The sequence below is a fragment of the Ponticaulis sp. genome, from assembly GCF_029210165.1.
Taxonomy (GTDB): domain Bacteria; phylum Pseudomonadota; class Alphaproteobacteria; order Caulobacterales; family Hyphomonadaceae; genus Ponticaulis.
Genome location: NZ_JARGNT010000002.1, coordinates 506833 through 530635, shown reverse-complemented (window position 1 = coordinate 530635; position 23803 = coordinate 506833). Strand labels below are relative to the sequence as shown.

Genomic DNA, 23803 nt, shown 5'->3' with positions numbered 1-23803 from the left:
CCCCTTATTGTATCGCTACTCTGGATCGGCGCGAAGGCTGCAACAGTGACGAAAACTCACGACAATTCAATAGAGCTGACCGGATTATCGGTTCGGACGAGTGGTTTCCTGCTCTGCGTGAGCGTGGTCTTCTTTGCGCTTATCTATGCGGCAGGCCTTCATTTCGATGCGGGGTATCCTCTCAGTGAGCCGTTCTGGAGCGTAGGGTCGCTAGTGCTCGGCGTCGCTTGCCTTGCGCTCATTTGGTTCGACCTGCGAGAATTCCGACTGCCAAACCTGATTACGATCGCAATGGCGGTGAGCGGACTATTGTTTACGTTTGTGGGGCGTGAGCAGACGGGGCTGGCCAGTGTAGCGGTTCATGTGATTTCGGCACTGGTTGCCTATCTCGGCATTCTTGGTTTGGCATTTGCCTCTGAAAAATGGCTCGGACGGCAGGGAATCGGTCTCGGAGACGGAAAACTGCTCGCGGCCATAGCCTGCTGGATGGGGCCTCTCGCGCTTCCACCAGTTCTTTTAATGGCCAGCGGCGCAGGAATTTTGCTGTCAGTTTTGTTACAATCCACGACACTTGGCAGGAAGTTGCCGCCCGGAGGATATATCCCGTTCGGTCCCGCATTGTGCTTTGCAGCATGGATTGTCTGGAATCTCAGCGATCTTTGGCCGTTCATGCCATGATATGAAAAATGTTTGCGCTAACATTTGTGACTATTGCAAAAATGCATCTAATTCCGAGCGCACCGAAATTTGTCACTGACTGTCAAAAAACCGTTACGATACGCGCATAATCGGCCCCTGTCTGAGAGTGGCAGGAATAAAAGAACAGCCAGCTCCTCTCTCAACGACACAAACTCGCCATTAGCTCATTGAGGGGGCTTTAGTATGAAGATCGCAGGATCCCTGCGCGCACTTGCACTTGCAAGCGCTGCAGCAGTTGCACTGGTCGGTTGTTCCGACACCAACATCTCATCGCCTGGTGCTCCAGCGCCGGTTCCAACACCGACACCGACGCCAACACCTACGCCAACGCCTACGGCAACGATTGATCTCGTTCCGACAGCAGGCTGCCCGACCGGCACGACAGAAGAACTGTTCGATGCGGTTGCAGCTGATGGCTTCTCTTCAGTTAGTGTCTGTACGCTTGGCTCGGCGACAGGCGGCGAACTGACAGCGGACGTCACTATCCCTGCAAACACACACGTGGCTATTCAAGGCCCGGTATTCGTCGGTCAGGACGGCGGAACGTCTGCGACGCTGACACTTGAAGCTGGCGCAGTTCTGTTCGGAGCTTCTTCTACCGGTACAGCAAACGCGACAGACGATTATATCGTTGTCACACGCGGCTCCCAAATTGTTGTGAACGGTACGGAAGCAGCGCCTGTGCGCATGACGGCTCGTGCAGCAGTTAATGACGAAGAGACTGGTTCTTCTATCATCGCAGCTGGCACGAACGCTCAATGGGGCGGTCTGGTCATCAACGGTTTCGCACCGATCAACGACTGTGCTGATGCGACCGCGACTGGCGGTTCGGCCGCTTGTGAAAAGTCTGGTGAAGGTGCTTCTGGCTTCTTCGGCGGCGGAGACCCTGCCGACGATTCAGGCGTTCTGAACTATCTCATCGTTGAGTATGCTGGCGCGCGCCTCACAAACGATGACGAGCTGAACGGCATCGCGTTCCAGGGCGTTGGTTCTGGCACAGACGTTGATTACATTCAGGTTCACAACAACCTCGACGACGGTGTTGAGTGGTTCGGTGGTACTGTTGACGCGAAACACGTTGTCATCACAGGCGCGGGCGACGACTCTCTCGACTGGACTGACGGCTGGCAAGGTCGCCTGCAGTTCGCTGCAGTTCGTTCTACGGTTCCAACATCTGGTGACCCACGCGGCATCGAGGGTGACAACCAGCGTCCAAACGACGCTCAGCCATTCTCCAGCCCGACGATCTCCAACTTCACCCTCGTTGGTACAACTGGTAACCAGCAGGGCATGCTGCTCCGCCGCGGTACACAGGGTGTATTCGTGAACGGTGTCATCACTGACTTCGCGACGGGGATCGACGTTGACGATCAACAGACATTCGACGGTTTCACAAACGGCGATCTGGTTGTTGAATCTATCCTCGTAGACTCTCCGGAACCATTCGCAACGGACGGCGACGGTGTTCCAGCGTTCAACGCTTCAGTTGTTGCACGCGACAACTCTCTCGTTGACCTGTTCTTCCCGGGTTCTGCTGAAGCCAGCATTACACCAACTCAGGTTGCTGCAGCTGATCAGGCATTCTTCGGCGCGAACATCGGCTATATCGGTGCGTTCGGTCCAACTGAAGATGTTAACAACAGCTGGGCGAACTTCGCTCTTCCGGGCACTCTGTTCGACGAGCCGGTTGTTGAGTGTCCAACAGGCACAGCGTCTGCTGGTAACATCACAGTTGCAGCCACAAACGAAACGAAGCTGCTTTGCCAGATCGACGGTACAAACGCGATCACAACAGATCTTCGTCTCACAAACGGTGACAACATCGTCTACGAACTCGTGAACCCTGTCTTCATCGGTGTTGACCGTGGTGCAGACCCGGCAGCGCCTCTCGCAGGTTCTGCGTCCGCGACGCTCACAATCGACGCTGGCGTCACAGTCGTGTCTGAAGGCAATGACGATTATCTCGTGGTTGCTCGTGGTTCCCGCATCCTCGCGAACGGTACAGCAGCTAACCCGGTTGTCTTCACAGCTAAGGGCGTTCTGGACGGCACGACTGCAACTGACCGCACGACAAAAGGTATCTGGGGCGGTCTGGTCATCAACGGCCGCGCACCAATCAATGACTGTGCTGATGCGACAGCTGTTGGCGGTACAGTTGACTGTGAAAAATCAGGTGAGGGTGCTTCCGGCTTCTTCGGCGGCGCGACATCTGACGATGACTCAGGCCAGCTCTTCTACACACGTGTTGAGTATGCAGGCGTACGTCTCACAAACACAGACGAGCTGAACGGCATCGCATTCCAGGGCGTGGGTTCCGGCACAGACGTCAGCTACGTTCAGGTCTTCAACAATCTCGATGATTGCTTCGAGTTCTTCGGCGGTACAGTTTCTGCTGACCACGTTGTAGCACTTGGTTGTGGTGACGACTCTCTTGACTGGACTGACGGCTGGCAGGGCTCCATGCAGTACGCAATCGTCTATCCGGGCGAAGGCGACATGTCTGGCGACCCACGCGGCATCGAGGGCGACAACCAGCGTCCAAACGACCTGCAGCCGGTTTCCACACCACGTCTGTCTAACTTCACGATCATCAACTCTGGTGACGTAGCGGTTGACGCTGGTGCAGTTCTCCGCCGCGGCATGGCCGGTACGATCTCTAACGGCATTATCGTCGGCTTCGACGACGGTATCGACGTGGACGATCAGGCGACGATCGACAACATCACCAACGGAACGCTGGAGCTTCGCTCTATCTTCCTCGATAACGTCAACAACTTCCGCAACGACTCTGACAACCCACCTGCGCCATCAGCTGGCGACAACATTGTCGAAGGCACAAACACTCTGTCTGGCTTCACATTCCGTGCGGGTCGTCCGGGTGTTGTTCCAGGCGCGAACGAAACAGCTGTTCCAGCATATGATGTAACCGGCATCGGTACGCTCTCTGCAACGACTTATGTCGGTGCGGTCGAAGATGCGAACGACACATGGTTCCGCGGCTGGACAGTCGACGAAGACGGTAACGTCACAAATTAATCCGAGACGGGGCCGGAGCTTTCTCCGGCCCCATTCTCCTATCCGATATCAATAACTCAATCAGGGATGCTTCATCCCGTTTTCCTTTTTTGGGGGTCACTATGTTCACCCGTAAATCGCGTGCCCGACTTGTCCTTCTGACCAGCGCGTCTTTCCTTTTTGCCCTTCCGACATTCGCTCAGGAAGCTGATCCGGTGGAAGCGCCACAGGAAGAAGCCGCGGAGCAGCGTACACTTGAAACGGTACAGGTTCGCTACCGTTACATTCCGGATGAACGTCGTTCGACCTCAGAGGTCTCTAGCCTTCTCGACGCTGGTGACTTCCAGCTTCAGGGTGACGGCGACGCTGCTGCGGCTCTGCGCCGTGTGGCTGGTGTCACAACGTCTGACAACAAATTCGTATATGTTCGTGGTTTGAACGAGCGTTATTCCAGCGCGACTCTCAACGGGTCTCCGCTGCCGAGCCCGGCGCCGCTTCGCCGTGTTGCTCCGCTTGACCTGTTCCCGACATCTGCACTGTCCGGTATTCTTGTTCAAAAGACATACTCTCCGAACTTGCCGGGTGAATTCGGTGGTGGTCTCGTAGACATCCGCACACGCGCCGTTCCTGATGACCGTTTCCTGAACATCTCGGTCGATGTTGGCGGCGACACAGAGACAACGCTGCAGAGCGGTCTTCTTTATGATGGTTCCGGTACTGACTGGCTCGGTATTGACGATGGTGCGCGCGATCTTCCGGGGTTCGACCTTGCAACGGAAAACTATGACTTCGGTCGTGCCTTCACAGATGATTCTTCTCTGCTCGTGATGCAGGAAGGCGACGTCGCACCTAACTTCTCATTCGGTGTTACAGCTGGCGATGTCTACGACCTCAGCACTGATATCACTATGGGTATCCTCGGTTCTGTAGGCTATTCAAATGAATGGTCGACGCGCGAAGGTATTCGTGGACAGGCAGTGCGTCCGTCTATCAACAGCCCTGAAATTGCAGCCGAAGAACAGCGTGAGCGCCGCTCTACGCAGAACACTGTCGGCGTAAACGCGCTGGCAGTGATCGGCTTCGAGCTTTATCAGGACCACGAAATCCAGCTGACTGCACTCGGTACACGTTCTTCTGAGAAGGAAGCACGTACAATCATCGGTACAACCGAAGAAGATGCCGGTGTCTTCCGTGATGACTCTCTGGAGTGGTTCGAGCGTCAACTCTGGACGACACAGCTTCGCGGTGAGCACGTTTTCCCGAACCTGATGGATCTGGAAGTCGAATGGCGCGGTTCTTACTCCGAAGCCCAGCGTGATGCCCCATTCCAGCTGTCTAACCGCTACCGTGAAGATGCGAATGGTGACTTCATCCTGTCGTCGTCTCCGGCTGCGAACCGCATCCAGTATTCTGACGTACAGGACGACACGACAGACTTCGGTCTGGACTTCAAACTGCCGCTTCAGTTCAACGGTGACTGGTTCAGCGAAGTAAACCTGCTCGCAGGGTATTCCTACGTAGAGAACGACCGTTTCGCATCTGTCCGTATTTTCGACATCACCGGTATCGGTGGTCTGCCAAACGCAAACGGCATCCGTCTCGATTACATCTATAGCGCTCTGTTCAATGGTGGCCCTGGCTCCGTTCAGGAAACAGGCGGCATTCAGTTCCCGGAAGCTTATATCGCGACGCTCGAAACTGATGCGGCTTACTTCCAGATCGATACACAGATCACACCATTCGTTCGCGCAGCTATCGGCGGACGCTATGAGTCTGCCATTCAGGCTGTCGACACAATCACGCTGAACGGCCCGTCTGCAGGCAACTTTGTTGAGGCATGTATCGAACGTCAGGCTGACCAGAGCTGTGATAGCAAGGAAGACTTCCTGCCAGCAGCGACGATCACCGTCACACCGTTCCAGGATTTCCAGATCCGCTTCGGCTATTCTGAAACGCTGACACGTCCACAGTTCCGTGAGCTTGCGCCGACGCAGTTCGTGAACACTGAAACCGACGTATCATTTGTTGGTAACCCGTTCCTTCAGAACGCTTCCATCAGCAACTATGACATCCGCGCGGAGTACTATTTCGACCGCGGTCAGTTCCTCACATTTGGCCTGTTCTACAAAGAGATGGAAAGCCCGATTGAGGAAGTTCTCGTCAGCATTGGTAACGTGACAAACACAAGCTTCGTCAACGTTCCAAGCGCAGAGCTTTACGGCTTCGAAGTCGAATATGAGCAGATCCTGCCAATGTTCGACTGGACGAGCTGGGACTTCTTCCGTGACCGCGATTTCACTGTGAAGACCAACTACACATGGTCTGACTCTGAGATCAGCGCTGACGGCACAATCGCGATCAATGGCGGCACACCAACGTCTCCGGTTCTGTCCACGGTGTCTGCTGCGGGCCGTATCGAAGACGGTCGCCAGCTGCAGGGCCAGTCTGAGCATCTGTTCAACCTGCAACTCGGCCTGTCTAACAATGACACCGGTTCAGAAATGAACGTGCTTCTGAACTATGCAAGTGAGCGTATCCGTTCAGGCGAATCTATCGCGGATGGTCTGCCTGCGATTATCGAGCAGCCGCCAATGACTGTGGACTTTGTCTACAGCCGTCCGGTTGACCTCGGTGGTGCAGAATACGAGCTGTCCTTCAATGCATCGAACATTTTCGGCGATGACTTTGAAGCCTACCAGCAGGGCGGTGGTGTCACGGTTGATGTGGACACTTACAGCCTCGGTCCGGCGGTTTCTTTCGGTATCAGCCGCGAATTTTGATCAGTTTTCGATTATTGTTCGTACACAATCGTGTTCGCACAATTTACAAACCCGAGCCGGGCGACGACACTCGCCCGGCTTGAACAGTAGAATGACAGAGAAAACATTTGGGTGAGTCCTCCGCACTGACTGGCAAACTGGCCGACATTCTGGCACGCAAAGGTGCGATAGGGCGCGGAGTCGGTATCGCTCTGGACGTCGCGTTTGTTATTCTCTGTGCATGGCTCCTGGCGCGGCTTTTCTGGTCTGTGCTCACGCCCGCCGCTTTCGTAGATGTGCCTGTTGCAGATGCGTCTGCGCGTACGTCAGCCAGCCAGTCTGCAGATTTCGCGGCGAGCCCTGCGATTTTCAGAAGCTTCAATCCGTTTACGCGCACGCTGGACGGGCAGGTCGAGGCGGTTGAGGAAGAGGCGCCTCAGACGACGCTGAACCTGTCGATCCGCTCTGTTTTTGCTTTTGGCGATTCAGAACAGAGCTTCGTGCGCATCCATACACCGGACAATGAAGTGCGCCGCTATTACGAAGGCGATACCGTTGTATCTGGCGTCAGCCTCGAACAGATTCAAAGTGACCGCGTGATCCTGCTGCGTAACGGCGTGCGCGAAACGCTTTACCTCAATGAACGCAATGCCATTAGCCGCAACGATCCGGAGCGCGCTGCGCCAACTGAAGCAGCGCCACAACCTGCAAGTCCGGGCAATTACACCGTCGGCGCAGATGAATGGTCGTTCGAAACGTTCTATCGGGACGTGACCATCAGGCGTGTTGTGCAGCCGGACAGATCAACCGTGCTGCAAATTCAGGGTACGTCGAATGCTGAAGGTCTTGCGCGCGTTGGACTGCGCGTGAACGATAAGTTGATCACAGTGAATGGATACGACATGTCAGATGAGTCTTTATCAGACCTCTATGACGTGTTCAGAGAAGCAAACCGTTTTGACTTTGAAGTCGAACGGAACGGGCAGATTGTGCCGATACGTGTAAATGTCGGCGAGTGATGGGATTTAAGATGGCGAACTTTCTGAAAACGTCAGTGGTGTCGGGTGGCATTTTTGCGGTGCTCGCAGCAGGCAGCATTCTCGTCTCACCGGTTGCCATGGCGCAGATGGACACGCCGGCCCAGCAGCGCCACCGTATCAATCTTGATGATGTCGAACTCACCGACCTGATTGAAGACGTATCTATCGTCACCGGATATACATTCATCGTCCATCCGCAGGTGCGTGGTCGCGTTACGGTCACCTCACAGACAGCGCTGACAACGGATGAGGTCTTCGACGTGTTCCTGGCGACACTTCGTGTTCATCAGTTCGTCGCCATCCCGTCGGGTGATCGCACATACCGGATCGTACCGGAAGCGACGGCGTCAAGCTCAGCGAGCATCCAAAGTCGTGGTCCTAACGGCGACAGCTTTGTCACGCAGATCGTAAAGTTGAATTATTTCAGCGCTGTCGAGGCGGCACAGATGCTGAACCCGATCCTCAACCCGTCAGGGCAGGTCGTTGCCAACCGCAACAGCAATACGCTGGTGATTGTCGATTATGCCTCCAACATGCCACGCCTGCGTGAAGTCGTGCGTCAGCTGGATGAAGACGGCACGACAATTGAAACTATAGCGCTTCAGAACGTACCGGCGCAGGAGATGGAGACCGTTCTCAACGGGCTGCATGACGAGTTTGCACTCAACTTCACTGCAGTCGCGTCAGATACCACCAATTCTATCATTGTGCGCGGTGAAGAACAGGCTGTAGCCCGCGCACTGACCGTGTCGCGGGAGCTTGATGCTGCCGAACGCGTGCGCGACAATATTCGCGTGCTTCCGCTCTCTAACGCTAAGGCTGAAGAGATCGTGCCTGTGCTTGAGCGCCTCAGTGCATCCATCGCCCAGCAGAATGGTGCAGGCGAGGGAAGCGGTGTTGCGCCAACAATTTCATTCCACGAAGCGACCAACTCACTCGTGCTGAGCGCAGAGTATGAAATGCTGAATGCGCTGGAGCGCGTGGTTCAGGAACTCGACGTGCGCCGCCCGCAAGTGATGGTCGAGGCGCTGGTTGTTGAAATGTCCGACAACGCGGTCAACGAACTCGGCCTGCAATTTGTTGTTTCAGGCACGGGCAATGACATTCCGTTTGCCTCCACGAACTTCTCGCGTTCCGCGCCGAATATTCTCGCACTCACAGGTGCGCTCGTTTCAGATGGTGGTCTTACCGGCTCTGGCAGCAATACGTTCCAGAGCGCAGCGATCTCGTCGCTCCTCGGTCTGGAAGGCCTGACCCTCGGTGGCGGCGGCATGAGCGGCGAGACGCTGTTTGGTGTCATTCTGAATGCTGTTGAGAACGATGTTGAATCAAACATTCTCTCCACGCCAATGCTGATGGCTGTCGATAACGAAACCTCGTCCATCATTGTCGGTCAGGAAATTCCTGTGACGACCGGCGAAGTGCTCAGCGATAGCAACTCAAATGCGTTCCGCACGATTGAGCGCCAGAATGTGGGCGTTCAGCTTGATGTGACGCCTCAGATCGGTGAAGGCGATTCCGTGCGTCTCTCCATCTATCAGGAAGCGTCCAACATCGCTGACGCGGTATCCACATCGGGCGAGTTCATTACGAACAAGCGCTCCATCGAGACGACAGTCATCGCTGATGACGGCGAGATAATCGTGCTGGGTGGTCTGATTGAACAGACAAGCGCGGTGAGCGCCTCTCAGGTGCCGTTCCTCGGCGATCTTCCAGGTGTCGGGCGTCTCTTCCAGTCTGAAGGCGTGACAAACAGCCGGACCAATCTGATGGTGTTTATCCGTCCGACCGTCGTTCGCGATTCTGAAGATGTGCGCATGACGACAAGTCAGCGTTACCGCTATATCCGCGCTCAGGAACTCATGAGCACCGGCGCAGAGACGTCTGACATTGATCGCTTTGTGCAGGACGTGCTCGGCACAGTGCCGCCGGCGCAATAACCAAGATAACGAACTGAAGACAGCTTATGGCCAGCCAACGGGCAGCAACCATCTCGTATAATTTCGCCAAGGATCACGGCGTACTTCTGCTTCCACCGGAAGCCGAAGGCGGCGAAGCGCTGACCCTTGGTGTTCGTGAAGGTGCGCGTGTCCTGTCTGTTCTTGAGGCGCGACGCGCTGTCGGTCCAGTCGCTCAATTGAAATCGCTGTCTCGCACCGAGTTCGACCAGATTTTGTCGACGGTCTACGCCGCCAAAGGCATTGATGACGAGTATCAGGAAAGCGGCCTTGAAGACCGTGAAGACCTGGCGTCCCTCGTGGAGGGTATTCCGCAGACGGCTGACCTTCTGGACGCTGAAGATGATGCGCCGATCATTCGTCTGATCAATGGTCTGATCTACGAAGCGGTCAAGCGCCGCGCGTCTGACATTCACATCGAGCCGTATGAAGACAAGCTCTCCATCCGCTATCGGATTGATGGTGTTCTGCAGGATGTGCTCTCGCCATCGCGTCGTCTGGCGCCGCTGCTCGTTTCGCGTATCAAGGTTATGGCACGGCTTGATATTGCAGAGAAACGCATGCCGCAGGATGGCCGTATCTCGCTGGCACTCGGTGGTCGCTCCATCGATGTGCGTGTCTCCACGCTGCCATCACGCTATGGCGAACGCGTGGTTCTGCGCCTTCTGGATAAAGAACAGGCGCGACTGAATCTGCTCGATCTTGGAATGGATCAATCCACGCTGGACACATTTAAAGCTGCGCTAAAAAGCCCGAACGGGATTATCCTTGTGACCGGTCCGACCGGCTCTGGTAAGACAACAACGCTTTATTCCGGCCTCACTCTTCTGAACGATCAGTCCCGTAATATTCTCACCGTGGAAGACCCGATCGAGTATGGTCTGGACGGTGTTGGCCAGACTCAGGTGAACACCAAAGTGGGCCTCACATTTGCCGCCGGTTTGCGCGCCATTCTTCGTCAGGACCCTGATGTGGTGATGGTCGGCGAGATCCGTGACATTGAGACCGCAGAGATTGCCGTTCAGGCCTCGCTCACAGGTCACGTTGTGCTCTCGACAGTTCACACCAACTCTGCGATTGCAGCTGTGACGCGTCTTCGCGATATGGGTATTGAACCCTTCCTGCTTAGCTCAACGCTGCGCGGTGTTCTGGCTCAGCGTCTTGTCCGCCGACTGTGCCCGTCTTGTCGTGAGGCATACACTCCGGAAGACTTCGAAGTTCGCGCTCTGGGCCTTACGCCATCACCTGATCTTGTCTTCTACCGCGCCAAAGGCTGCCTCTCTTGCAGCAATTCAGGCTATTCCGGCCGTGCAGGTGTGTTCGAGATGATCAGCGTGGATAGCTCGCTCAAGCGCATGATCCATGACGAGGCGTCTGAACAGAATATGGAGAGCTATGCCTTCCGCGAAGCGCAAAGCCTGTTCCAGAATGGCATCAGACACGTGCTGAACGGGATCACCACAGCCGAAGAAGTACTTCGGGTCTGTCGCCCGGAAGGAGAGGGCAATGCCGACATTTGATTATGTCGCGCTCTCACCGGAGGGAAAGCGTGAAAAGGGCGTAATCGCTGCCGATTCAGCGCGGGCTGCGCGTCGCGAACTTCGCGTACGCCAGATGACACCGCTCAAACTGGAAGAGGCAAAAGAAAAGCCCAAGTCAGCGCTGTCCAGCCTTAGCGCTGCGTCCGTTTCGCAATCCGATTTGCTGCTGATTACGCGCCAATGGGCGATTATGATTGGCTCCGGCACACCGGTAGAGGAAAGCATTGCAGCCGCCGCTGCGCAGGCGGAGAAGCCGGGTGTGCGTAAAACGCTGCTCGCGATCCGGAACTCCGTGACCGAGGGCTATCGCCTGTCGGAAGCATTGGGCGAACATCCGAAGGTCTTTAACGGGCTTTATCGGTCTATCGTAGCGGCTGGCGAAGCGTCTGGTGATCTGGGCGCGGTACTTGAGCGTCTTGCAGAATATCTGGAACGCTCGCGTAAGGTTCGTCAGACCGTGCAGACGGCGCTCATCTACCCGATGGTGCTAGCTTTCACCGCCTTGCTCGTCATGGTTGGCCTGATGACCTTTGTTGTGCCGCGCGTCGTCGAGCAGTTCACGACGATGAATCAGGAATTGCCAATGCTGACGCGTATCGTCATCGGTATTAGTGATGTTCTGCAAAATTACGGGCTGATCATTCTGGCCGTCATCGTCGCTACCATCTTTGGCCTGACACGGCTTTTCGCGCTGCCGAAGGTGAAGCGCGTGGTTGACGGCGTGATGCTGAAATTGCCGGTTATCGGCACAATGCTTACGCAGGTGAATACCGCCCGTTTCGCGCGAACTCTTTCCACGCTGCTTGGCAATGGCGCGCCGGTTCTGGAAAGCCTGACCGCAGCGCGCAGCAGCCTCGGGAATCTGATGTTTCAGAGTGCGGTTTCGGACATCATCGTGAAGGTCCGCGAAGGCGCCGGCATTAGCCGCGCCATGAAATCGACAGGCGTCTTTCCTGCGCTGATCACACAGCTGTCTTCCAGCGGTGAGGCGAGCGGTCAGCTGCCCGACATGTTGCTGCGCGGCGCGAAATATCTGGAAGACGAATTCGAAGCGGCGACCAAGGTTGCGCTCGGCCTGCTTGAGCCTCTGATTATTCTCGTGCTCGGCGGCATGGTCGCCCTAGTTGTTCTATCTATCATGCTGCCAATTTTGCAGCTCAATTCATTCGTTATCGGTTGATCAGGAGAAAATGATGACCTGGCTAAAAACTCTGCTCGCTCGCAAATCGCAGCGCCGCAATCGCGGAGAGGAAGGCTTCAGCCTGACAGAGATCATGGTGGCCGTATTCATCATGGGCCTGCTCGCAACAGTCGTGATGATCAACGTATTGCCATCTCGTGACCGCGCTATGGTGCAAAAGGCGCGTACCGACATTCAGGCGCTCGAAACGGCGCTCTACGAGTACAATTCCGACATGCTGACATTCCCGACTACAGAGCAGGGACTGGAAGCGCTTGTTGATGCGCCGACAGGGCTGAACCGCGCGGAACTCTACCGCCAGGGTGGCTATCTGCTGCGTTCTGAAATTCCGGCTGACCCTTGGGGCAATCCATATCAGTACCGTAATCCGGGTGAACGCGGGCGTATCGACATTTTCTCACTCGGCGCGGATGGCCGTCCGGGCGGTGAAGACCTCAATGCCGATGTCGGGAACTGGGGAGAGAACTAGGTGAAGCCGGGCGATTTAAGATCTGATGCGGGGCTTAGCCTCATTGAGATCATGGTCGCCCTGTTCATTGTCGGGCTGGCGTCGAGCTTCGTTGTTTTGTCGCTGCCGCGTTCGCCGACGCCCTTGATCGAAGTGCGCGGAGCGCTGGACCGCCTACTCAACAATCAACGGACTGAAGCGATACTGGGCGGTGCGCCTCGTGGTCTCCTGCTTGAAGAAAACGAAGTTCGCGTTCTCGTGTTTGATCGTGGTCTCTGGCGCGCACCGACGGGCCTGAGAGATACGGCGGTATTTGCCCTCCACCCGGATACTGAAGTCGTACTTGAGGGCGATGACGAACCGGTCTTCCGCACCACGCAGGATGATGATGCGCCGGTTATTCCAGATATATGGTTCGACCCGTCAGGCTTTGCGACTGAAGCTTCTCTGGAACTTAGCTGGCGAAATCAGAGCGTCGGGATCGACATCAGTCAGACAGGGGAGGTGACGATCCATGACGCTTCCCGCTAAACGAACCGCCAACCAGAATGATGCAGGCTTTTCGCTGTTCGAAAGCCTCGTAGCGCTCGCAATTTTCGCAACCGTCGCAGTCGCGACCATGACGCTCATCACACAGAATATTCGCTCTTCAGGACAGATGGCAGCGCGCACATATGCCGAGTTTGTTGCCGAGAATGTGCTCGTTGAAACCTATCTGAATGATCGCCTCACGCTTGGTGGGTCGCAGGGTGAAACCGTTATGGGCGGCTATGATTTTCAATGGCGACGCGACATTCAGAATACCGGTGAGGCGGGGCTTCTGGGCGTGACGGTCCGTGTTTCTCTCAGCGATTCCGAGCAAACACTTGTTCTGCGCTATGGCTTCCGGAGAGAATGATCATGCGTTCTGATCACGGTTTCTCCCTCATCGAAGTGCTGGTGTCGCTCTTCATCATTTCGACGATCTCCATTGCTGGCACGACAGTGCTGTTGAGCTCTTTCCAGAGCCGTGATGCGCTGGCGGCATCCACGGAGCAGACGCAAGCTTATGCTCAGGCGCATACGCGTGTGCGTGAAGATCTTTTGCAATGGGTGCCACGTGCGAGTGAAAGCCGGCCGGTTTTAGACCCATCCGCATCCTTTCTGGGGGGTGGCATCGGCGAAGCCGGGCTTTTGTTTGCATTCGTCCGTGACGGCTGGACCAATCCGGGCCTGACGGAGGAGAGGAGCGGGCTTTTTGCTGTGCGTTATGTGTTTGAGAACGGCCGCCTCATCCGTAGGACGCGACCGTTTGCGGACCCGCTTTTCAATGACGATTTTCGCGATGAAGTCCTTCTAGACGGGCTGGACGACGTCTATGCCGAGTTCAATCAGGGGCAGCTCTGGACGCGGGAATGGCGGGCAACGCCGGAAACACCAATTACTGCGCCGCCTGCCGTACGTCTGGTTGTTCGTCCATCTGACAAGCCTGAAATGGTCTGGATGTTCCTTCTGCCAGCAGGGGGGGCGATCTGATGACCTCCGGGAAACAGAATATGACGCGCAATGACACGGGCGCCGCTCTGCTCGTTGTGCTGTTGCTTGTCGCGACGCTATCGGTCGTCAGCGTTGGCATCCTGCAAACCGTGACCCGTTCGGTTCAGGTTGCGTCCATGACGGGCGCCAGAAACCAGATCGGATGGTATGTCAGCGGCGCGGAAACACTCGCTGCGCAGAAAATTGCGCAGCTCAGCGAGCTGACGCAAGGCAGCATTACGCGCTTCTCTCCGGGACTTGGTCAGACCATTGCTTTTCCCATTGAGGGCGGGCGGTTGATGGCGCGCGTGGATGATGCGACGAACTGCTTCAATCTGAATAGTCTGGGCCATGAAGCTGAAGAGTCCGAGACGACGGCAGCGATTGATGCGGGCGCGTTCTATGTCGAGCTCCTTAAAGCGCTCGATCTGCCACAGAGTGATGCACAGCAGTTGATGCAGGTGGCGAAAGACTGGATTGATGCCGACTCGGTGCAGCAGGCGTTCGGTGCCGAGAACGGCTTTTACGCAAGCCTCTCACAGCCGCGCTCAGCTGCTAATGGGCCAATCGTGACGCCAGCTGAGTTGCTGGATATGCGCGGCTATACGCCTGAGCTTTACCGGATGATCGCGCCTTACGTTTGCGCTCGTCCTGATGAAGCCATTGGCGTGTTCAATATCAATACGATGGATGAACGCCACGCGCCCATTATGAGCGCTGTCTTTTCCGGTCAGGTTGGCCGTGAAAGCATGCGCGCAATCATGGAAGCGCAGGGCGATCTGGAATTTCCGGATGTCGAAACATTTCTGACCGAGTCGACGCTCGCGGCGGTTGCGCCTGAACTGCGTCATGAGACGCTACTCGGTACAACGTCGAAATTTTTCAGACTTTCCGGTGAAGTGGTTTATGCCGAAGCCATGACGAGCTATGAGGCGGTGTTCCGTCTCGGATCGGATAACAGTGTCCAGCTGGTCAGGCGGCGGATCGGAGTTGACGAATGAGTGTTCTGTTTGCGCGCCTGCCTGGCACCCCGATAGGGGATGACTGGTTCATTGCGCGCTCTGAAAATGAGGTAGAACCCGTTTCGCGCGAGGCGTTGTCAGACGTCGTTGCGGACCGCGTTGTCTTGCTTCTGCCGGGGCCGGACGTGTTCATGTCGACGGTCACCGCGGCGACGCGATCTATGGCGGATTTGCGCACAGCAGCTCTTTTCCAGCTCGAAGATGACCTCAGCCAGCCTGTCAGTGAGCTGCATATCGCGGTCGGACCACGCGCACCGGAAAACCCGAATACGCGTACAGTCGCTGTCGTCTCTGATGACGCCATGTGTGATTGGCTAAGTGCCTGCGAAGACCTTCCTGCAGAGCTGCTGGCGCGTGCTGAGCTTATTCCCGAAACGTCGCTCTTCACTGAAGGAGAGCCCTTCGTTTTCGACGGCGATGGCCGCGTCATTATTTATAACGGCGAGCGGTTCCATGGATGCGATCCGCATCTCGCGGCTGATCTTGTTCCGGCAATCTTACAGCAGGCTGATCTTCAATCGGTTCAGCACATTGTCAGCGACGACAGCCAGCTGACTGATGTGCCGGGTGAAACGTCTCGCGTGGACAGTTTCGTCGCCTTTATCGCGCCTAACCTGCTGGCTGGTGCGGGCATTGATTTACGACAGGGCGCGTATGCGCGCCGCTCAAAGGGACAGTTCAGGCTGAGTGGCTGGTCAGCCACCCTGGGCCTCGCTGCGGCAGCGCTACTGATCTGGATTGCCTCACTTGGTGTCAGCGTGTTCGGTCTGAACCAAGCAAGCGATGATCTCTATAACTCCATGGTCACCGCGTATTCCCGCGCCTTTCCTGAAGAAGGGCGTGTGGTTGACCCATCACGCGAAGTCGCGCTGAAAATGCGTAACGCACCGGGCGGCAGCGGAGCGTCCTTCATCGAACTTTCTGCGGCGTTGTATGCCGGTCTGGAAGAGGTCGAGGGTGTCTCTCTGCAAGGTCTGACCTTTGACCGGACGTCGGGCCAGATCACGGCATCTCTACAGTTTGCGGGTTATGAGAGCCGTGACCGGCTGAGAGATAGTTTTGAGCGCAGGGGTCTCAGCCTTGAGCTTGGTGGCGCGCGTCAGGAGGGCGGAGTCATCGTCGGTGAAGCGAGCTTTGGAGGTCGGCCATGAGAGAGTGGTGGCAGGGCCTGACAGGCCGCGAACGCATGATGATCCTGATTGCGGGTGGTCTTACGGCCATTCTTGCGGTGTATTTTCTTATGTTCGTTCCTCTGCGTAATGCGCATGACGGTGCAGAGCGCGAGTATCGCCGCATGTCTCTTGAAGCGCAGCAGATGTTTCAGGGCATAGCCCAGTTGGAGAGCCAGGTCGCAGCGGTTCCGTCCGGTGTCGAGACGACAAATGAAAGTCTCGAACTTCTATTGAGCCGTACGGCTACAGCGGCAGGCCTTCAGATTGTTCGCCTGCAACCCTCTGGCTCAAACCAGACTACGGTATGGTTTGATACGGTGAATTCGCAGGCACTCATGCTTTGGCTGATCGAACTTGAGGGCAGGTATGGCCTGTCGGTGCAGCGCGCGGAGCTTAGAAAGCGGCCTGAAAACAATACGCTTCGCGGAAGTGTTCTCTTGCAACGCGAGGGCGTGTGATGAAGTGGTTTTTGTCTGCCGGTCTTGTTGTTGTCCTCGGGGCCATCATTGCTGTCGCGATGACGCCTGCGCGCTTCGTCATGGATCAGGTTACCAGCCGTGACCCGTCTGTGCGGTATGCGGTTGCCTCGGGTACCGTCTGGGATGGCCGTGTCGAGAATGTTTTGTATGGCATCCAGCCCGTTGGCGATGTGGCGTTCAGGACAAGCCCTATGGCTCTGCTAACGGGAACCATTTCCGGAGAGTTCTCGCTGTCAGGCGGAAGCATTACCGGCGAGGGGAAAGTGTCCTCTGGCCTTGGTGGTCGCACGCGTCTTGCTGATATCCGCGCCATGGGCGGAACGCGTGATCTGTTGAACCTGCAGCAGGAAGTGCGCGATCTGAACGGGCAGTTCCGACTCAACCTCTCCGAACTCGTGATCGATGACCAGCTTTGTGAAACAGCCGAGGGGACCGTCTGGACTGATATTCTGACGCGGACCGAAGCGCGTTGGAACTGGGTTGGACCGGAGCTTTCGGGGCCGGTTAGCTGCGCGGATGGTGATTTGCTTGTGGCGCTTTCGGGCACGACGCCGGCGGGCGAACGCGTGAACGCGAGCCTTGAAGTTGGTCTTGATGCACGCGGCAGCTTCTTCGCTGAAGTCTTCACGCAGAACTCTGATACGGCAAATGCATTGTCGCTTCTGGGCTTTGTCTCCGAGGGCCAGGACCGTTACACCTATCGACACTCTATTGAATGAGACTTGTCATGAATTCATTCCGGATTTCACTCGTAGCTGGCGCGCTGGCGGTTCTCGCGAGTTGTGCAACGTCAACCTCAGCGAACAATCAGGCTGGGCAGGCAGCGCCGCCAAGCCCGCTGGCACAGGTCGAGACGCCGCAGCGCGGCCTTCCGGCGCAAACGCTGAATGTTGGCGAGTGCGGACTGTTCCTCTGGACGCGGCGCGAGCAGCCCGAATTTATCTTCTTCTCCAAAGCAGGTTCCGATGACGCATTGCTTTGGGTTGATGGTACGGTTGCGGATCTGAACCGTGTTGCACTCGGCGGTGATATCTTTGGCCAGCAACTGACGGAACAAGACTTTGCCTTCGGTGACGGACGCATGGTCGAGCTTCGTATGGAGCCGGGAGAGCAACTGGTTGGCGGGCAACGCGTCCCCGAGGCAAGCCTGACCGTGATCGACGCCGAAGGCTGGCGCACAATGGTTCCTGTCGCGGGGGTCACAGCATGTCAGCCGGAGCAATAGTCCCGACGGTTCAAAATGTTCTCGATGCCGCAAAGCAGGTGCATGGCGTCGTTCGCGAAACGCCGCTTCTGCGCAATGATGAACTGGACGCGCGCATTGGCGTGCCGGTCTATGTGAAATGCGAACCGCTTCAACATACAGGCAGTTTCAAACTTCGCGGTGCCTATAATCGCTTGTCGCGCCTGACTGATGATGAACGCTCGCGCGGTGTCGTGGCGTTTTCATCCGGAAACCATGCGCAGGGTGTGGCCAGAGCGGCAAAATTGCTCGGCGTTCCCGCGACTATCGTCATGCCGTCTGATGCACCGAAGGTGAAGGTTGAAGGCGTGCTGCGCGACGGCGCGGAAATCGTCTTCTATGACCGCTTCACCGAAGACCGCGAAGAGATAGCGGCGAAGATTTCAGCTGAGAAAAATCTGGTTGTCGTGCCGTCCTATGATGATCCGCATATCATTGCGGGGCAGGGCAGCTGCGGTGTGGAGATCACGCGCCAGTACAGCGATGACACTGCGCCGCAAGCACTGGTTTGTTGCGTGGGTGGCGGCGGTCTCATAGCAGGCGTGTCTCTGGCGGTTCACAATCAATGGCCAGACCTTCGTGTGATCGGCGCAGAACCTGAAGACTTTGATGACCATGCCCGTTCGCTGAAGTCCGGCAATCGGGAGCAGGTCGATCCTGATGCGCGTTCTATCTGTGATGCGCTTCTTTCGCCCAGCCCGGGTGAACTGACCTTCGCCATCAACAAAGGACACCTATCCGATGTCGCGCTGATTTCTGACGAAGAGGCGCGAGAAGCGGTGCGGTTCGCGTTCAGGCATTTGAAAGTGGTTGCGGAGCCGGGTGGAGCCGCAGCGCTGGCTGCGCTGCTGGCTGGCAAGGTTCAGATCACGTCAGATCAGCCCGTCATCGTGATCATCACAGGCGGGAATATCGATCCCGCCCAGATGTCAGAGATACTGGCCTCAGCGTGACAGATCACGTGTGAGGGTGATCTCGGTCGGCTGACCTGCCAGACGGAAACGGTAGACCTGAGTATTCTCCAGCACGCGCTGCACATAGTTTCGCGTCTCAGAGAATGGAATGGACTCGATAAAGTCGATCGGGTCGATCTCTCCGGCACGCGGGTCACCATATTCACGCATCCAGCGCGTCGGGCGGGATGCGCCCGCATTGTAGGCTGCAATTGCCATGATGTAGGAGCCGTCAAACTGGTCGATCAGATCGCCCAGATGCGCTCGGCCAAGCGTGACGTTGTAGATAGGATCATCAAGCAGCCATGAGCGACGGTAAGGCTCGCCTTCACGGCGGGCCTGACTACGCGCCGTAGAGTGCAGCATCTGCATCAGGCCGTAAGCACGGGCGCTGGAGATCGCGCGTGTGTTGAGCTCGCTTTCCTGACGCGAGAGAGCAATGGTCAGGGCCTGCTCTGCGCTGGAGTCCGGGCTTGGCATCGGGAAGTCGAACAGAGGATAGGCTGCGCGGGTTGCGACGATATCCTGAGACAGACCCGCTTTTGCCCCGCGAACACCGGCCATAGTGATGTGATAGCCGTCTGCGAGATCAAACAGCATTTCATACTGGGCAGCGCTGCTCAGCTGGTTGTCGAGATGGAATGAAATGCGTCGGAACTGATAGTTTTCGCCTGCTTCGGCCAGCATGCGCAGCGCGCGCACCAGATCCATGTTTTCAAATTCTTCGCGTTCCGCTTCCGTCGGTGTCACGATATCCGGTAGCTGCATCGTCGTGTCGCCAAGACGTTCAGCAGACCGCTGACCGTAAAAGGTCGTCAGATGCTGTGCGCCGCGCGCATAGGCGGCGCGTGCGTCTTCTGTACGGTTCATGGCGGAATAGGCTTCACCCAGCCAGTAATGGCCACGGGAGAGGCTGATCGGAGTCGATACGCCAGCTTCGAGCGTAGCAAAGTGTTCTGCAGCGACATCGGGCTGGTTCAGATAGCGAAGCGCAATCCAGCCTGCATAGAATTCACCTTCGGCAAAGTCTGCACCGGAGGTGAGGCCGTGCGTAGAGGCAAGCTGATAGCCGACAGTCCATTCGTCATCGCGAATGGTCCGGCGCAGGTGCAGGTTCTTCTCTTCCCAGATGCGCTCCAGAGCAGCTTCAGGCAGATTGGATGGATCGATGTCGAGAAGAAGCGGGCGGGCATCTTCCCAACGACCGCGGCGACGCCGCCATTTCGAGCGCTCATAGAGAAGGCCCGGGTTCAGCTGCAAGCTGTTGGGAACGTTATTTATCAGACGATCCACGCCAGCCGCCCCGGTCGCAAGCGCGATACGCGCATCAATGAGGGCATCCCAGCCGGACGGCAGATACCGGCGCATATCGCTCGCAGCGCTACGCTGGGAGCGCCAGAGCAGGTGATCTGCGCGATAAATGTGATCCTCAACATCGAGAATTTCAGCGTACTGGTTTGCGATTTCACGCTGGCGGCTCACAAGGAAAGTATGGTTGTGCCATGCGTCCTTGATCAGAAGCTCGGCTTCTTCGCGCTGCCCGATAGAGATATAAGCCTCGGCGAGGGCGATCTTGCCTTCACCGCTAATCGGGCCGGAGGCACGCAACCAGGCAATACGTTCGCCCGGTGACAGATCGGAATCGGCAATGGCTTCTTCGGCACGGACACGAATCGAGTTCATGCCCGGCCAGCCGTTGAGTTCTTCAAGTGCGCGGTCGAGTTCGGCGAAATCTGCGCCGCTCAGGCTCGAAGCAGCTGATCTCCACAACAACAGGCGCCGTGCTGTCGCATCATTGATGGAGTCTCTGTATGCGTCGGCGCGGCTCCAATCGCCATCGCTTGCCGCATCCAGTCCGAGCCGCAGTCGCTCCGTATCCGTGCGCGACAGAACGCTTGAGATGTACGGAGGGTTGGGCTTCCGTGAAGGCGGCTCGATTGCAGAGGCTGACTGAATAGTGAAAACCGAAATCAAGCTAAGGGTCAGCAGGGAGAGTCGCTTCATGAAAATGGGGCTCTGTAATTGAGTGGTAATCTACATATATCGTATGTATATCTCCGGGTTCCCGCAACGCCTCAAAAACTGTGAGAGTGAGTTTTCATGTTTCAAGGATCTATTCCTGCCCTCATAACGCCGTTTCGTAACAATGCCGTCGACTTCGATGCGTTCGAGAAACTGGTGGAGCGTCAGATAGAGGCGGGCTCTGGCGCCGTTGTACCATGCGGTACGACAGGCGAATCAGCGACACTCTCCCATGAAGAGCACCGGAAGGTTGTCGAGCGTTGCGTCGAGATTGTGAATGGTCGTGTTCCCGTCATTGCAGGCTGTGGGTCCAACTCAACAGCTGAAGCGATTGGTCTGGTTCAGCACGCCAAGAAAGTCGGCGCTGATGCCGCTCTGACTGTTTGCCCATATTACAATAAGCCGGACCAGCGCGGTCTCGCTGCGCATTTCTCTGCAATCGCCGATGCCGTTCAGATGCCGCTCGTCCTCTACAACGTGCCGGGCCGAACCATCAGCGACATTCAGCCAGAAACGGTTGCGGCGCTCTCATCCAACCCGAACATTGTAGGCATTAAAGACGCGACAGGCGACCTCGCGCGCGTCACAAAGCACGCTGATACCTGCGAAGATGGCTTCGTGCTCCTGTCAGGCGATGATCCTACAGCACTCGGTTTTTACGCAATGGGCGGGCAGGGCTGTATCTCTGTTTCGGCAAACGTAGCGCCGAAGCTTATGGCGGATCTCCATGCGGCGTGTCTGCGCGGCGATTTCGCAGCTGCACGTGAATTCGAAGCGAAGGCTTACCGCCTGCACCGCGCGCTCTTCCTGTCTCCTAGCCCGGGACCGACAAAATATGCTCTTTCACGCCTGGGCTTGTGTGAGCCGGAAATCCGCTTACCTCTTCTTCCTCCGAATGATGACGTGAAGAAGGAAATTGATGCGGCGCTGAAAGTCGCCGGATTGCTGGATTAATATGGCCGCAAAAAATCTGATCGCGGAAAATCGCCGAGCGCGTCGCGACTATGAAATCGAAGATACACTTGAGGCAGGCATTGTGCTCGTCGGGTCTGAGGTGAAGAGCCTCAGAAACGGTAAGGCCAATATCGCTGAGTCTTACGCGAGTATCGAAGATGGCGGTTTCTATCTGATCAACGCGGACATCCCGATCTACACGGCAGCCAATCGGTTCAACCACGAGCCGAAGCGCAAGCGTAAGCTGCTCGTGCACGGGCGAGAGATTGCACGCATTGCGCAGGCGATTGAGCGTCAGGGGCGCACGGCCATTCCACTGAAGCTGTATTTCAATGATCGGGGTATCGCGAAGCTTGAAATCGGTATCGCTAAGGGTCGCAAGACGGTCGATAAACGCCACGCCGTTAAAGAGCGTGACTGGAATCGCGACAAGCAGCGCCTGATGAAAGAGCGCGGCTAACCCGCCAGCTCTTTTGCTTTCTCAAACACATCGTGGAACATCTCTTCTGTGAGGCGTCCGGTATTCGTATTGTATCGGGAACAGTGATAGCTCGACACGATATGAAGCTCGCGTTCGTGCCACGGTGTTGTGACGGTAAAATGAGCGCCATGCCCGAACGGATGAGCTGATACTTTCAGGCCGAGCGCCCGAAGCGTTGAATCGTGTGAGATCTTCCCGAGCGTCACCATGACTTTCAGGTCAGGAAGCTCGGCGATACGAGATTCGAGAAATGGTCTGCAGGCGTTGATTTCCGCACCGACCGGTTTGTTTTCAGGCGGGACGCAGCGCACAGCATTGGTGATCATCGCTCTGTTAAGCGTCAGCCCATCATCGGGGCGCGCATCATAAGAGCCGGAGCTGAAGCCGAATTTGTCGAGTGTCGGGTAGAGAAGATCGCCAGCCCAGTCGCCGGTGAAGGGGCGGCCCGTCCGGTTCGCTCCCGTGCGGCCTGGAGCAAGACCAATAACGAGAAGCCGTGCATCGCTGCCACCGAAGCTCGGAACCGGGGCGTTAAACCAGTCAGGCTCTTCGGCAGCGTTTTTTTCGCGATAGGCGACAAGACGCGGGCAGAGGGGGCATTTGAGGGGGGGCTCTGCCGGTGCGTTCTTAGTCGTCGTCTTCTTCGTCGCCATAATCTGAACTCTGCTCATCGTCGCGTGGAGGACGTCCAATAAGCTTGGCCAGATCGGTCAGGTCAATAAAAGTATCGGCCGCACGGCGAAGATCGTCAGAGATCATTGCCGGTTGTGTTTTGACAGTGGATACAACGCTCACGCGGACACCTTTGTTTTTCACAGCCTGAACAACACGTGTCAGATCGCCATCGCCGGAGAACAAAACAATGTGATCCAGATGATTGGCGAGATTCATCATGTCGACGGTGATTTCGACATCCATATCACCTTTCACGCGGCGGCGTCCGTCGCGGTCCGTGAATTCTCGGGCAGACTTAGTGATGACGTTGAAGCCATTATACTGCAGCCAGTCCACCAGAGGGCGGATCGGGGAGTAGTCATCGTTTTCTACTAAAGCGGTGTAATAGTACGCACGGATGAGCCTTCCGCGCTTGCGGAACTCCTCCAATAGTTTGCGGTAATCAATTTCCACCCCCACGGTTTTCGCAGCAGAATAGAGGTTCGCACCATCTATAAATAACGCTACACGTTCATTTTGATAAAATGCCACTTTACCTCGCAAAATCCAATGATTACAGGGGGCAACATTATCCACAGATCGGATTCGATCAACGGTTTTGCGCATAGGTGGTCGCACGTGTCGCA

At 56.4% G+C, this 23803-nt stretch carries 22 protein-coding genes; 19 read left to right on the top strand and 3 right to left on the bottom strand.

The window, feature by feature from the left end; all coding sequences use genetic code 11:
• The first annotated feature begins 45 nt into the window (after positions 1 to 45).
• The 17 genes from P1U45_RS14485 to P1U45_RS14405 all read left to right on the top strand — a co-directional run bounded on the left by P1U45_RS14485 (position 46) and on the right by P1U45_RS14405 (position 19045).
• The gene (locus P1U45_RS14485) at positions 46 to 678 is read left to right on the top strand and encodes an A24 family peptidase (RefSeq protein ID WP_301059714.1); all 633 of its coding nucleotides are present in this window, start codon (positions 46 to 48) and stop codon (positions 676 to 678) included.
• 204 nt (positions 679 to 882) lie between these two features.
• Entirely contained in the window at positions 883 to 3735 is a 2853-nt protein-coding gene (locus P1U45_RS14480) for a hypothetical protein (protein ID WP_301059713.1), read from the top strand.
• Between the two features lie 101 nt (positions 3736 to 3836).
• Positions 3837 to 6494: an outer membrane beta-barrel protein gene (locus tag P1U45_RS14475; RefSeq protein WP_301059712.1), complete on the top strand. Its 2658-nt coding sequence runs from the start codon at positions 3837 to 3839 to the stop codon at positions 6492 to 6494.
• A 107-nt stretch (positions 6495 to 6601) separates the two neighbouring features.
• A complete protein-coding gene (locus P1U45_RS14470) occupies positions 6602 to 7492 on the top strand; it encodes a type II secretion system protein N (protein WP_301059711.1) in 891 nt (296 codons plus the stop codon).
• Between the two features lie 11 nt (positions 7493 to 7503).
• Positions 7504 to 9453 (top strand): type II secretion system secretin GspD, encoded by a 1950-nt coding sequence (gene gspD / locus P1U45_RS14465; RefSeq protein WP_301059710.1) that lies wholly within the window; start codon positions 7504 to 7506, stop codon positions 9451 to 9453.
• Positions 9454 to 9479: 26 nt separating this feature from the next.
• Entirely contained in the window at positions 9480 to 10991 is a 1512-nt protein-coding gene (gspE, locus tag P1U45_RS14460) for a type II secretion system ATPase GspE (RefSeq protein WP_301059709.1), read from the top strand.
• Positions 10978 to 12192 (top strand): type II secretion system inner membrane protein GspF, encoded by a 1215-nt coding sequence (gspF, locus tag P1U45_RS14455; protein ID WP_301059708.1) that lies wholly within the window; start codon positions 10978 to 10980, stop codon positions 12190 to 12192. The genes gspE and gspF overlap by 14 nt, the downstream gene beginning before the upstream one ends.
• A 13-nt stretch (positions 12193 to 12205) precedes the next feature.
• Positions 12206 to 12682 carry a type II secretion system major pseudopilin GspG gene (gspG, locus tag P1U45_RS14450; RefSeq protein WP_293608287.1) on the top strand — a complete coding sequence of 159 codons (477 nt, stop codon included), beginning with the start codon at positions 12206 to 12208 and terminating at the stop codon, positions 12680 to 12682.
• On the top strand, positions 12683 to 13192 hold the full coding sequence (locus P1U45_RS14445) for a prepilin-type N-terminal cleavage/methylation domain-containing protein (RefSeq protein WP_301059707.1): 510 nt from the start codon (positions 12683 to 12685) through the stop codon (positions 13190 to 13192).
• Positions 13176 to 13559, top strand: a complete 384-nt coding sequence (gene gspI, locus P1U45_RS14440; RefSeq protein ID WP_301059706.1) for a type II secretion system minor pseudopilin GspI — start codon at positions 13176 to 13178, stop codon at positions 13557 to 13559. The genes P1U45_RS14445 and gspI overlap by 17 nt, the downstream gene beginning before the upstream one ends.
• Before the next feature lie 2 nt (positions 13560 to 13561).
• Positions 13562 to 14176 carry a type II secretion system minor pseudopilin GspJ gene (gene gspJ, locus P1U45_RS14435; RefSeq protein ID WP_301059705.1) on the top strand — a complete coding sequence of 205 codons (615 nt, stop codon included), beginning with the start codon at positions 13562 to 13564 and terminating at the stop codon, positions 14174 to 14176.
• Positions 14176 to 15177: a type II secretion system minor pseudopilin GspK gene (gene gspK, locus P1U45_RS14430; RefSeq protein ID WP_301059704.1), complete on the top strand. Its 1002-nt coding sequence runs from the start codon at positions 14176 to 14178 to the stop codon at positions 15175 to 15177. The genes gspJ and gspK overlap by 1 nt, the downstream gene beginning before the upstream one ends.
• Positions 15174 to 16349 (top strand): type II secretion system protein GspL, encoded by a 1176-nt coding sequence (gene gspL / locus P1U45_RS14425; RefSeq protein ID WP_301059703.1) that lies wholly within the window; start codon positions 15174 to 15176, stop codon positions 16347 to 16349. The genes gspK and gspL overlap by 4 nt, the downstream gene beginning before the upstream one ends.
• Positions 16346 to 16828: a type II secretion system protein M gene (locus P1U45_RS14420; RefSeq protein ID WP_301059702.1), complete on the top strand. Its 483-nt coding sequence runs from the start codon at positions 16346 to 16348 to the stop codon at positions 16826 to 16828. The genes gspL and P1U45_RS14420 overlap by 4 nt, the downstream gene beginning before the upstream one ends.
• Entirely contained in the window at positions 16828 to 17568 is a 741-nt protein-coding gene (gene gspN / locus P1U45_RS14415) for a type II secretion system protein N (protein WP_301059701.1), read from the top strand. Before P1U45_RS14420 ends, gspN begins: the two co-directional genes overlap by 1 nt.
• An 8-nt stretch (positions 17569 to 17576) precedes the next feature.
• Entirely contained in the window at positions 17577 to 18074 is a 498-nt protein-coding gene (locus P1U45_RS14410; RefSeq protein WP_301059700.1) for a hypothetical protein, read from the top strand.
• Positions 18056 to 19045, top strand: a complete 990-nt coding sequence (locus tag P1U45_RS14405) for a threonine/serine dehydratase (protein WP_301059699.1) — start codon at positions 18056 to 18058, stop codon at positions 19043 to 19045. The genes P1U45_RS14410 and P1U45_RS14405 overlap by 19 nt, the downstream gene beginning before the upstream one ends.
• Here the strand turns inward: P1U45_RS14405 and P1U45_RS14400 are convergent.
• Entirely contained in the window at positions 19037 to 21049 is a 2013-nt protein-coding gene (locus tag P1U45_RS14400; protein ID WP_301059698.1) for a lytic transglycosylase domain-containing protein, read from the bottom strand. The genes P1U45_RS14405 and P1U45_RS14400 overlap by 9 nt on opposite strands.
• Before the next feature lie 96 nt (positions 21050 to 21145).
• Here P1U45_RS14400 and dapA point away from each other — a divergent pair, with 96 nt between their 5' ends.
• Complete coding sequence (gene dapA / locus P1U45_RS14395; protein ID WP_301059697.1) at positions 21146 to 22021, top strand: 4-hydroxy-tetrahydrodipicolinate synthase; 876 nt, start codon at positions 21146 to 21148, stop codon at positions 22019 to 22021.
• Position 22022: 1 nt separating this feature from the next.
• Complete coding sequence (smpB, locus tag P1U45_RS14390; protein WP_022695724.1) at positions 22023 to 22481, top strand: SsrA-binding protein SmpB; 459 nt, start codon at positions 22023 to 22025, stop codon at positions 22479 to 22481.
• On the opposite strand, the gene P1U45_RS14385 is transcribed toward smpB, so the two are convergent.
• Together P1U45_RS14385 and P1U45_RS14380 are read right to left on the bottom strand one after the other, a co-directional pair.
• Positions 22478 to 23155, bottom strand: coding sequence for a uracil-DNA glycosylase (locus P1U45_RS14385; RefSeq protein ID WP_301059696.1), 678 nt, complete (start codon positions 23153 to 23155; stop codon positions 22478 to 22480). The genes smpB and P1U45_RS14385 overlap by 4 nt on opposite strands.
• Positions 23130 to 23708 carry an NYN domain-containing protein gene (locus tag P1U45_RS14380; RefSeq protein ID WP_366145011.1) on the bottom strand — a complete coding sequence of 193 codons (579 nt, stop codon included), beginning with the start codon at positions 23706 to 23708 and terminating at the stop codon, positions 23130 to 23132. Before P1U45_RS14380 ends, P1U45_RS14385 begins: the two co-directional genes overlap by 26 nt.
• Positions 23709 to 23803: the final 95 nt, after the last annotated feature.